Origin of the sequence: Roseateles sp., assembly GCF_039595595.1 — a bacterium.
In the GTDB taxonomy this organism is placed as follows: Bacteria; Pseudomonadota; Gammaproteobacteria; order Burkholderiales; family Burkholderiaceae_C; genus Roseateles.
The window spans coordinates 1-11,190 of sequence record NZ_JBCNLG010000006.1 but is presented as its reverse complement, the minus strand read 5'-3'; the positions used below and the strand labels follow the sequence as shown (position 1 = coordinate 11,190).

Annotated in this window: 10 protein-coding genes and 1 pseudogene; all 11 read left to right on the top strand. The window is 66.8% G+C overall.

All coding sequences use genetic code 11. The features are described 5' to 3' along the window. The first annotated feature begins 32 nt into the window (after nt 1-32). The 11 genes and pseudogenes from ABDW61_RS09580 (at nt 33) to ABDW61_RS09530 (ending at nt 10,879) form a co-directional block, all read left to right on the top strand. Nucleotides 33-461, top strand: coding sequence for an enterotoxin A family protein (locus ABDW61_RS09580; protein ID WP_343638231.1), 429 nt, complete (start codon nt 33-35; stop codon nt 459-461). A gap of 406 nt (nt 462-867) precedes the next feature. After that, nucleotides 868-1,095, top strand: a complete 228-nt coding sequence (locus tag ABDW61_RS09575) for a hypothetical protein (protein ID WP_343638230.1) — start codon at nt 868-870, stop codon at nt 1,093-1,095. A 160-nt stretch (nt 1,096-1,255) separates the two neighbouring features. Beyond that, the gene (locus tag ABDW61_RS09570; RefSeq protein WP_343638229.1) at nt 1,256-1,576 is read left to right on the top strand and encodes a hypothetical protein; all 321 of its coding nucleotides are present in this window, start codon (nt 1,256-1,258) and stop codon (nt 1,574-1,576) included. 64 nt (nt 1,577-1,640) lie between these two features. Next, the gene (locus tag ABDW61_RS09565; protein ID WP_343638228.1) at nt 1,641-2,087 is read left to right on the top strand and encodes a hypothetical protein; all 447 of its coding nucleotides are present in this window, start codon (nt 1,641-1,643) and stop codon (nt 2,085-2,087) included. Nucleotides 2,088-2,240: 153 nt separating this feature from the next. Then, nucleotides 2,241-2,471: pseudogene (locus ABDW61_RS09560) on the top strand (LysM domain-containing protein); the annotation flags it as partial. Nucleotides 2,472-2,737: 266 nt separating this feature from the next. Beyond that, nucleotides 2,738-3,415: an alpha/beta hydrolase gene (locus ABDW61_RS09555; protein ID WP_343638227.1), complete on the top strand. Its 678-nt coding sequence runs from the start codon at nt 2,738-2,740 to the stop codon at nt 3,413-3,415. A gap of 261 nt (nt 3,416-3,676) precedes the next feature. Beyond that, nucleotides 3,677-5,095, top strand: a complete 1,419-nt coding sequence (locus tag ABDW61_RS09550) for a glycoside hydrolase family 43 protein (protein ID WP_343638226.1) — start codon at nt 3,677-3,679, stop codon at nt 5,093-5,095. Nucleotides 5,096-5,176: 81 nt separating this feature from the next. Then, entirely contained in the window at nt 5,177-6,208 is a 1,032-nt protein-coding gene (locus ABDW61_RS09545) for a glycoside hydrolase family 43 protein (RefSeq protein ID WP_343638225.1), read from the top strand. Between the two features lie 170 nt (nt 6,209-6,378). Then, nucleotides 6,379-8,400 carry a TonB-dependent receptor gene (locus ABDW61_RS09540; RefSeq protein WP_343638224.1) on the top strand — a complete coding sequence of 674 codons (2,022 nt, stop codon included), beginning with the start codon at nt 6,379-6,381 and terminating at the stop codon, nt 8,398-8,400. 11 nt (nt 8,401-8,411) lie between these two features. After that, a complete protein-coding gene (locus ABDW61_RS09535) occupies nt 8,412-9,071 on the top strand; it encodes a YfiR family protein (protein ID WP_343638223.1) in 660 nt (219 codons plus the stop codon). Then, nucleotides 9,068-10,879 (top strand): EAL domain-containing protein, encoded by a 1,812-nt coding sequence (locus ABDW61_RS09530; RefSeq protein ID WP_343638222.1) that lies wholly within the window; start codon nt 9,068-9,070, stop codon nt 10,877-10,879. Before ABDW61_RS09535 ends, ABDW61_RS09530 begins: the two co-directional genes overlap by 4 nt. Nucleotides 10,880-11,190: the final 311 nt, after the last annotated feature.

Below are 11,190 nucleotides of genomic sequence, written 5' to 3'. Positions count from 1 at the left end.
CCGCGGGCGTTTTGGTATTTGGCAATACTGCGTTGACCGGCACCGACGCGGTCGCGACGGGCGCCGGCTCGCCTCGACTGCCGTTTATCTTCCGCGGCGACGCTCGTGACCCTAGTGCCATCTTCGCTGAAGGTCTTCAGCCTCGCGGCACCAACACTGACCTCTTCAAGTACGTTTCGGAGAACGAACCGAGCGTGTTCGTGCCGACATCGACGAGCCCCAACATCGCACGAGACCTTGCAGAGCAGCAAGGCGGTGGGTTCGTCTACACCATTCGCGGGCAGGCAAACGGAATCGACGTCAATGCTGTACTAGGTACCAGAAGTCCATTCCCTGATGAGCTCGAAATTGCAGTGCCTGGAGGGATTCAGCCTTCTGATATTCTGGGGGCGAAGCCTGTGGGGGCGGGTGGAAGATTTAGCGGCCCGTTCATTAAGAACCCGGCATATAACCCTGGTTGAGAACATACATGGAAAGCGTTGCTCTAAAGGTTTCTTTGCCGTCAGGCCAAACGGAAGACTGCCAAGTCGACTTTTCACCGATGGCGCCTTTCAGGCTTATCGCGCGGAGTCCGGCGCTCGGAACGGTCGAGACTCAGGGCGATAGCCTGTTTGCTGCGCTTACTCAACTGCGCATCGACGCGGAGGCCGCTGGATGTCGTCTGCTTTGCAACGGGGCGCGGCTCAACGCCTATCCTTCGCGTATGTCCTCCGAGATGGGCGGAGGGCGGAAGGTTTATGTGCTGAGGTCAGGCCACCAAGCGAGGCGTAGCGATATGGTGGACACCTTCGAACCTGCATCTATTGAAGATATTGCGACTGTGCAAGAGCAACGCGAGTTCTACGCTGCATGGATTAGGAGCTTGCAATGAGTCAAAGTAGTGGGGCCCACGACGTGACGCCGGAAATCGTTCAGGAAGCTTTGGCGAATCCGGAGGGCTGGGTGTACAAGATTGAAGGAACGTATTCGGCAACTGAATATGTTCCGCCAGAGGCAATTGTTGGTGCGTGGAAGGTTGATGCACACGGGAAGATAGTCGGAGATTTCATTCCGAATCCAAAATATCAAGAGGGAGTGTCGAAGGCCGGGAAATGAGTTTGGCAATGCCGGAGGCTTGACCAGTGTCGGGGATGTTGTCGCAATCAATCGGGTGGTAGACGCCGAGGCGTCTGCCCTTCAGCGTATCGCAGCGAACAACCGGGCTGGTTCGCCCTGGGCTGACCTTAGAGCCGCCTACCAGCAGGCGAGAGGTCAAGTGGACTTCGCTCACATCGAGGCCGACGTGAAGCTCAACCCAAATGGCACGTATTCAGCCAAGGGTGGACATTTCTCTACGTCGCCCATGGTGAACATCGTTCCGGGTACGGAGACTGTTGGTGCCAACGGCTCGATGCGAGCTCAAATCAACCTGCTCGGTCCTGACGGGAACTTCTATTTAAAGTCCAATAATGGAGGCTATTCAAGTCTCACTCCGGATGATTGGTCACTTGCTCGAGCCAAGGGCGAAATGAGTCAGGCATTTTTTCGCGAGCCCAACTACCGAATGGAAGTTGGTTTGGTAGTTCAAGCGGGGTAGACTTCAGGTTCTTCCCGCCTACTGCAAATATGCCCTTGTGGCGCGGCTATCCTATCTATACGCCATGAAAATCATTGCTGAAGTGTTCAAGCTTCCGAGCGGCTCGCCCATCCCGCAGTTCTATGGACTCCGCGATGACGGGAGTATTGACCGTGCCGTGACCGACACATTGCTTGATCTGATTTCTGAGTCTCGTCCAGAAGAGCTTCAGAAACTGGATGCGCTCCTCACTTTGGCGCAATCTGGTAGCTACCGGCCACCAAATGCCGAGTTGCCGGACTGGAGTGCAAACGATAAGAATATCTGGTTAACGGCTCCGCGCGCCAACATTGGAGTGATCGTAGTCTCTAATGAGAACATACCAGAACTGGCTTCTGGCGACGGGCAGCCTAAGCAGTTTTCGATATCTGAGGCGAAAGGTGCTATTCACCACTGGCTTCAGTTCCTGCAGAAACTGTCAAGTTCAGGAGCGGGAAATCTAATTGGACAAAGATTCGAAGCAAGCGTATGACTTGCTGAGCACCCAGAAAGCCCGCGCCGAGCGGGCTTTCTTTTGCTTGGCAATGTCGGAAATGCCTTGCCGACCTTGGAGCGAGGGGGCTCGACCAGGCGATTGGCGGAGCCGCTCAGCCGTGCGTCAAAGCCCTTCTCGCGATGGACCCGAATGCTCAATCGCCTGAGCAACCCCACGCCGGTCACTAGCGTGGACTTCGACCAGAACTACGAGCCGATCGGACCGGAGTACCCGCCGGCGACGGCCTCGAGCTACACGGTGCGAGGCGGTGACACGCTGAGCTCGATCGCGCAGAGCGTGTGGGGCGACGCGGCGATGTGGTACCTGATCGCGGACGCGAACGGGTTGCGCGGCACGGAGACGCTGGTCGAAGGGCAGGTGCTGTCGATCCCCAACAAGGTCGCCAACATCCACAACAACGCCAGCACCTTCCGCCCGTACAACCCGGGCGAGGCGATCGGGCGGGTGGCCCCCACGCTGCCGGATCCGCCGCCGCCGCCCATGTCGAGTGGCTGCGGCTGCGGTGGTCTCGGCGGCTTTGTGATGGCGGCGGCGGCGGTGGGAGCCGTGGCGGGATCCGGGGCGAATCGAGCAGGCTCGCCGATTGCTGCGCACTGGCATCGCAACCTCAGTTTCAGAGTCGCGGCATGTCCCACTTCCTCTTCGTCCACGGCGCCTGGCATGGCGGCTGGGGCTTCGCCGATCAGGCGCAGCGTCTGGGCGCCCGCGGTCATACCGTCTGGCGTCCCACGCTCACGGGACTCGGCGAGCGGCAGCACCTGGCCATCGCGCCGGTGAATCTGGATACGCACATCGAGGACATCGTCCAGATCCTCCAGTGCGAGGACCTCAAGGACGTCGTGCTGTGCGGCCACTCGTATGGCGGGATGGTCGTGGCCGGCGTGGCGGATCGATGCGCGGAAAGGCTCAAGGCGCTGGTGTTCCTCGACGCCTACGTGCCCAAGGACGGCGATTCCTGCTGGGCGCTCGCGGGGGACTTCTATCGGGAACTGTTCATCAAGAACATGGCCGCCGACGGACGAGCCGCGGAGCCGCCCTCCTTCCTCAAGCAGCGCGATGCGAGATTCGTGGCGCAGCCGCTGGCGACGCTCACCCAGCCGCTGACGCTCCGGCGCGGAGGCGTCGAGCGAGTGGCCAGACGGGGCTTGGCGTGGGCCTCGCGGCATGAGCACAGCCCGTTCACCGAGACCTATGAGCGGCTGCGCAAAGACCCGCAATGGGACGTGCAAGTGATGGCGTCCGGGCACAACCTGATGGGCGAAGCGCCGGAAGAGACGGCCGAGTTCCTGCTGCGATTCGCTTAGGCGCCGCAGCGCCGTCGATCCCGCGCGGCGCCGCTGCGAAGAACGCCGTCGCGCACGAGCTCCTTCCCCCCGTCTCGCGGAGCAGGGCCGCTCGCAGCCTCGTGTCGAAACGGTATCGCAGCCAAGTTTTTTTCATCGGTCGTCCTTGGCGTTGAACCGTAAGCTGCGCGGCCTGGAGCCCGGGCCGCAGGCCTCGCCGGCTCGACACCCAGCCGCCTCGCGGACTGTCAACGACAGACGACCCCCCGGTCGAAGGCTCCCATGCCACCTTCCATCAAAGACCAAGTCCACCTGACGCTCCGCCGCCTGCTGCTCGCCGCCTGCGCCGCCCTCTGCGCCACCGCTCCCCCAGCGCACGCCGAGAACCCCATCATCCAGACCAGCTTCACGGCAGACCCGGCCCCGCTGGTGCACGAGGGCGTCGTCTATCTCTACACCGGCCACGATGAGGACGACGCGCCCGGCTGGTTCAAGATGCGCGACTGGCGCCTCTACACCTCGACCGACCTGTCCAACTGGACCGACAGGGGCGTGGTGGCCTCGCTCGCCACCTTCCCTTGGGCGAACCAGCACAACGACGCCTGGGCCCCGCAAGTCGTGGCACGCCACGGCAAGTTCTATCTCTACGCGCCCATCACCGTCCCCGGCAATCCCAGGAACGTCATCGCCGTGGCCGTGGCCGACCGGCCGGAGGGACCGTTCAAGGACGCGCTCGGCAAGCCGCTGATCGAGCCGGGCGACGGGTTCTTCGATCCGACGGTGTTCGTCGACGACGACGGGCAGGCCTATCTGTACTGGGGCAATCCGAAGCTCTGGTACGTCAAGCTGAACGAGGACATGGTGTCCTACTCCGGACCCATCACGCAGATCAGCCCGACGCCGAAGGACTATCAGGAGGGACCCTGGTTCTACAAGCGCAAGGGCAAGTACTACATGGCCTTCGCCTCCACCTGCTGCCCCGAGGGGATCGGCTACGCAATGAGCGACACGCCCACCGGACCGTGGATCCACCAGGGCCACATCATGGACCACAACGCCAATGCGACGGGCAACCACCCGGGCATCATCGACTTCATGGGCGGCACCTATGTCTTCGGCTTCAACTACGAACTCAACTTCGCCGACACGCCCCTGCACCGCGAGCGCCGCTCCGTGACCGTGGCCAGGATGACCTACGAGGCCGACGGCACGATCAAGATGCTGCCGTGGTGGGACGAGCGGGGCGTCGAACCGCTGCAGCCGCTGAATCCCTATGCCCGCGTCGAAGCCGAGACCATCGCTTGGACCAGCCGCATCAAGCGGGACCGTGACCGCCCCTTCCGCTGGGCGCCCGGCCTCAAGACGGCCCGCAGCGACAAGGTCGGCATGTACGTCACCCGCATCACCGACCTGACCTACATCAAGGTCAATCGCGTGGACTTCGGCCGCGGCGGCGCGAAGCGCTTCACGGCCAATGTCGCCAGCGAAGCCGGTGGCGGAGCCATCGAACTTCGCCTGGACAGCCTGGACGGCCCCCATCTGGGCACCTTGACCGTCGCCAAGACGGGCGGGTGGGACGAGTGGCAGCGACAGAGCGTGCCCGTGTCCGCAGCAACCGGCACGCATGACCTGTATCTGGTCTTCCGGGGCGCCGGCGATGCGCCGCTGTTCAACTTCGATCACTGGACCTTCAGCCGTTGACACCGCCATCCCGGCCGTCCACGTGAACGCCCATCGACTCTCCGGCCCCTGGCCGGCAAGGACACCACCCGAGTGAAGCACATGCTCTTGAAGAACCGTCGCGCCAGCATCTGCCTGGCCTGGCTGGCGTCATGCACGCTCGCGGTCACCGCTCCCGCGATGGCACAGGTCCGGCTCGACCACACCGCCGGCACCAACCCCATCATCCGCGACAAGTTCACCGCCGACCCCGCCCCGCTGGTCGTCGGTGACACGCTCTACCTGTACGTCGGGCACGACGAGGCACCGCGCGAACAGATGTTCGACATGCGCGAGTGGCTGGTCTATTCGACCAAGGACATGAAGACATGGACGGCGCATCCACCGATCATGAACTTCATGAACTTCAAGGACTTCAAATGGGCGCAAGCGGACGCGTGGGCGGCGCAGGCGATCGAGAAGAACGGCAAGTTCTATTTCTACGCCGCCGTCGAGCACGATGGCACGCATCCCGGCAAGGCCATCGGCGTGGCGGTCTCCGACAAGCCGACCGGCCCCTTCGTCGACGCGCGCGGCTCCGCCTTGATCACCAACGAGATGACGCCCAAGGGCAAACACAACTGGGAAGACATCGATCCCACCGTGTTCACCGACGACGACGGCACCAGCTGGCTGGCCTGGGGCAACGCCAACTGCTACCTCGCCAAGCTCAAGCCCAACATGATCGAGATCGACGGACCCATCCTCGAGATCACGCCGCCGCATTTCGAAGAAGGCCCATGGCTGCACAAGCGCGGCAATCTCTACTACCTGACCTATGCGTCATGGGACCGCAAGACGCAGAGCAGCGAGCATGTGTCCTACGCGACCGCGCCACGCATCACCGGCCCCTGGACCTATCGCGGCCAACTGACGGGACCGGCCGCCAACAGCTTCACGATCCACCCGGGCATCGCCCAGTTCAAGGGCCAGTGGTACCTGTTCCTCCACAACGCCACGCTGACGATCGGCGACACCAAGGGCGCCATCGGCAGGCGCGCCGTGACCGTCGAGCATCTCCGCTACAACAAGGACGGCACGATGAAACCGGTCGTTCAGGGCGAGCTCGGCGTGAGCGTGCCCCCCGCGCCCTAGGCAGCAGCAGAGCCGGAGGAACGCTTGGCGAACGATCCGCGCGCCTGGGCAAAACGCGAGCCCGGCCCGCTCGCCGTTTCCGTGAACTCTGACAGCGCCGCTTCGGCGCCTCGCCGATAAGCTGCCGCCCTCCGCATCTCTTCCCGTCGCGTCCGCGCGGGGCCTCGACCGTGAAGTACTCGACCGCCCGGACCGTCTGGAAACTCCTCGGTCTTCTTCTCAGCGTCCCCACCGCCGCCACCGCGTCCCCTCCCGACGTCGCCCCCGCGCCCGCCACCAGCGCTGCCACCGCCGCCGCCTCCACCCCCGACGACGAAGACCAGCTCGAAGCCCTGCTCAAGCGCGAGGTCCAAGGCCCTTCCCGCTACGCGCAGAGCCTCATGGACGCCCCCGCGTCCGTCAGCGTCCTCACCCGCCAGGAGTCCCTCGCCCTGGGCCACCAGACCGTTGGCGACATGCTCGGCCGCCTCCCCGGCATCTACCTCGGCAACACCCGCAGCTACAGCACCCTGGGCGTGCGCGGCTTCAGCCGCCCCGGCGACTACTCCTCGCGCGTCCTCATGGCCATCGACGGCCAGCGCGTCAACGACGCCATCTACGACCAGGGCCTCCCTCAGCTCGAATTCCCCATCGTCGCGGACTGGGTCAAGCGCGTCGAACTCGTCCAGGGCCCCGGCTCCTCCATTTACGGCAGCAATGCGCTGCTCGGTGTCGTGAACGTCGTCACGCTCGACGGCGCCGACGCCCCCGGCCTCTCCGCCCTGGCCAGCGCCGGCGCCAACGGCCTGCGCCGCGCCGAACTCCACTACGGCGCCGCCAGCACCGCCGGCGGCGACCTCTTCCTTGGCGTCAACCTGCAGCGCAACGGCGGCGAGGACCTCTTCCTCCCCTCCCTCGGCACCCCCGACGGCTGGATCCGCGGCCTGGACGGCGAACGCCAGGCCGCCGTGCTCGCCAAATACCGGCTCGGCCCGTGGCGCCTGTCCATGTCGGCCGTCCAGCGCAACAAGGACGTGCCCACCGCCCCCTACGGCACCGTCCCCGGCGTCTCCGGCACCCGCTACACCGACCGCCAGCTGATGCTCGACGCCGCCTACGACGCCGGCTGGCAGGACGACCTGCGCCGCAGCGTGCGCCTGAACCTGTCGCAGTACGACTTCCGCGGCCGCTACGTCTACGGCCTCTCCCCCGACCTCATCCAGAAGGACGAGGCCTACGCCCAATGGCTCACGCTCGACGCGCGCGTGCTCTGGCGCGGCCTCCTCAACCACGAACTGATGGCCGGCGCCGAGCTCCGCACCTCGCCCTACGGCGTCCAGCGCTACTACCAGGTCGACCCCTACGAGTCCACGCTCGAGTCCCACGTCACCCAGGACTCCGCCGCGCTCTTCGCGCAGGACCAGTGGCGCATCTCCCAGGCCTGGCAGCTCACCACCGGCCTGCGCCTGGACCACGCGCGCGGCTTCTCGCCCGCGCTCTCGCCCCGCGCCGTCCTCGTCCACCGCCCCGACGAGCGCCAGACCCTCAAGCTCATCTGGGCCCGCTCCTTCCGCAGCCCCAATCTCTACGAGCGCTTCTACGACGACGGCGGCGTGTCCCAGCTCGCCAACGCCGCGCTGCGGCCCGAGCGGCTCAGCTCCACCGAGCTCGCCTGGGAATACCTGCTGCCCACCGGCCAGGCCCTGGGCCTGAACGTCTACGACACCCGCATGAACCGCCTCATCGAGCAACAGCCGCTCAGCGACGCACTCGACGCGCCCGTGCAGTTCGTCAACCGCGGCCGCGTCAGCCTGCGCGGCATGGACCTCTCGGTCGAGCAGCGCAGCGGCGGCGGCTGGCTCTGGCGCGCCAGCGCCTCATGGATGCACGCCCGCGACGACCAGGGCGAGCGCCTGAGCAACGCGCCCAGCTGGATGGTCAAGGGCCACCTCATCACGCCGGAATGGCGCCAGTGGCAGCTCGGCGTCGAAGGCACCGCCCTCGGCTCGCGTCAGGGCCGCGTGCGCGTGCCCACGGAAGCCTTCCTCAACGCCCATCTGCGCTACCGCCTCGACGCGCGCCAGAGCCTGGCGCTGCACGCCGACAACCTGCTGGACCGCGCCAACGTCGACCCCTCGTCGCCCGACGCCCAGCTCGACCTCATCCCGCAACCGCGCCGCACCTGGCGCCTGGACTGGCGCATCGCCTTCTGACCGCCCCCACGATGCCGATGCGCCGCGCCTTCCCCGCATGCCGCCTCCGCGACCGCTTCCAGCGGCTCGCGGCGCCGCGGCCCGCGCTCGCGCTCGCCTGGCTGCCCGCGCCGTCCGCGCTGCTTCCACGGCTTGCACGGCTCGCCCTGTTCGCGCTGCTCGCAGGGCTCGGCGTTGGCGGCGCGCTGTCGCCGCTGCCGGCCCTGGCGCAGGGCACCGGCCCGGACACTCTGAAGGCCGAGGTGACCTACCGCGCCCTGATGTTCGTGACCTGGCCCGCCGAGCGCGAGACCGGCCGCGCGCTGCAGCTGTGCACCGCCGCCGACAACGCGCTCGAGACCGCGATGCAGTCGCTCGCCGGCCGCCCGATCCGGCACCTGGCGATCGAGGTGCGCCGCGTCACGCGGCCCGAGCAGCTCGGCGGCTGCCATGTGCTCTACCTCGCCGAGCCGCGTCCCGCCTGGCGCGCGGCGATCGAGCATGCGCCGCTGCTCGTGCTGTCCGACGCCGCCGGCATGCTGGACCAGGGCGCCGAGCTCAACCTGCAGGTCGAGGACGGACGCATCGTCTTCGACGTCGACCTGGACGCGGCCCGCCGCGCCGGTCTCACCATCAGCGCCAAGCTGCTGCGCCTGGCGCGCTTCGTGCGCCATCCCTCGACCTCGCCATGAACCCCAAGATCCTCGATGCCCTGGAGCGCTGGCGCGAGCTGGCCGTGTCGCTGGCCGCGCTGCTGACCTTCGCGCTGCTGCTCAGCGCGATGCAGTACTGGCGGCTGCAGGACCGCGAGCTCGAGGACCTGCGCACGCAGGCCGGCATCGTGGCGCAGACGGCCTCCGCGGCGCTGGTCTTCGACAGCCGCGAGGACGGCGGCGAGATCCTGCAGGCGCTCAAGCAGAACCCGGCCACGCTGCGCGCGCGGCTGCTCAAGCGCGACGGCAGCCTGTTCAGCGTCTACCAGCGGCCGCCGGCGCAGCGCTCGCGCTTCGAGGACTGGGCGGGGCAGGTGGCGCTGGAGGTGCCGGTGCTCGCCAACGAGCGCGTGGTGGGCACGCTGTCGCTGGAGGCGAGCCGGCTGCCGATGTGGTGGGACCTGCTGCAGTTCATCGGCGCGACGCTGGGCACGCTGGCCGCGACGGGCGCGCTGGCCTGGCTGCTGTCCAAGCGGCTGCGCGCCGAGATGCAGGAAGCGCAGCGCCGCACGCGCTATCTGGCGCGCTTCGACGCGCTCACCGACCTGCCCAACCGCGAGCACCTGCGCCAGCTGCTGGAGAAGGTGCTGAGCCACGACAGCCAGGCGGCGCTGCTGCTGCTGGACCTGGACAACTTCAAGCAGATCAACGACCAGTTCGGCCACGCCGCTGGCGACGCGGCGCTGCAGGCGGCGGGTCAGCGGCTGCGGCAGCTGTGCCGGCCGGGGGACATGGCGGCGCGGCTCTCGGCGGACGAGTTCGCGGTGCTGCTGTCGCCGCGGCCGGACGCGGCGGCGCTGCAGGCGTATGCGGCGCGGCTGCAGAGCGGCCTGGCGCAGCCGCTGTTCTTCGACGGCCATTGGCTGCACCTGCGCGCGAGCACCGGCGCGGTGCTGCTGCCCGATCAGGCGGGCACGGCGAGCGACGCGATGCGCTGCGCGGATGCGGCGATGCGGCAGGCCAAGCAGATGGGCAAGGACAGCTTCCAGCTCTTCACGCCGCAGCTGGGGCAGATGCTGCAGTCGCGGCTGGCGCTGGAGAACGATCTGCGCGAGGGCCTGGTGCTGGGGCAGCTGCGGCTGGCCTATCAGCCGCAGTACGACGCCGGCCGCCGCATCCGAGGCCTGGAGGCGCTCGCGCGCTGGCATCACCCGGAACGCGGCTGGGTCTCGCCGGTGGAGTTCATCCCGGTGGCGGAGTCCTCGGGGCTGGTGGTGGAGCTGGGGCTGACGCTGCTGGCGCAGCTGCGGCTGGACCTGGATCGATGGAAGGCGCTCGGGCTGGCGTGCCCGCCGGTGGCGATCAATCTGTCGTGGGAGCAGTGCAGGAAGCCGCAGCACCGCGAGCGCTTCCTGCAGCAGCTCAAGGCGCTGCAGCTGAGTCCGCGGGAGGTGGAGTTCGAGTTGACGGAGAGCCTGAACTTCGAGGACATCGACAAGCCGGATTCTTTCGTCTTCACGCTGCAGGGGCTGGGCTACGGGCTGGCGATCGATGACTTCGGGACGGGGTACAGCTCGCTGGCGTACCTGCGGCGGCTGCGCTGCCGCAAGATCAAGATCGACCGGTTCTTCGTGCACGGCATGGCGGCGAACGACGACTCGCGGATGCTGGTGGAGTCGATGGTGCGCGTCGCGCATGCGATGCGGATGACGGTGGTGGCGGAAGGTGTCGAGCTCGAGGCCGACGAGGCGGCGCTGATCGCCATGGGCTGCGACCTGATGCAGGGATTCGGGTTCTGCAAGCCGGTGCCGCCGGAGGAAGTCGAGAGGCTGCTGGCAAGGCCGTGATGGCGTGACGCTGCGCTCCACTGCGCTTCACTGCGCTCTGCTGCGCTCTGTTGCGCTCTGCTGCGCTCTGCTCTCGAACTCCCTCGCGCCTTTGAACTCCCTCGCCCCGCTTGCGGGGAGAGGGCAGGGGAGAGGGGGCGTCGAAGTACGCGGATGCCGCGACTGCGAAGACCCCTCACCCCCACCCTTGTATGTAGCAAAGTACGCCCAGGCCGCCACAGGCCGACCCGCCCAGGGTAGGCGCTTGGGCGCCATACCGAGGGAGAGCGAGGGTCGTGGCGGCCGACCTCGGTTCGTCATGAACAGACAGC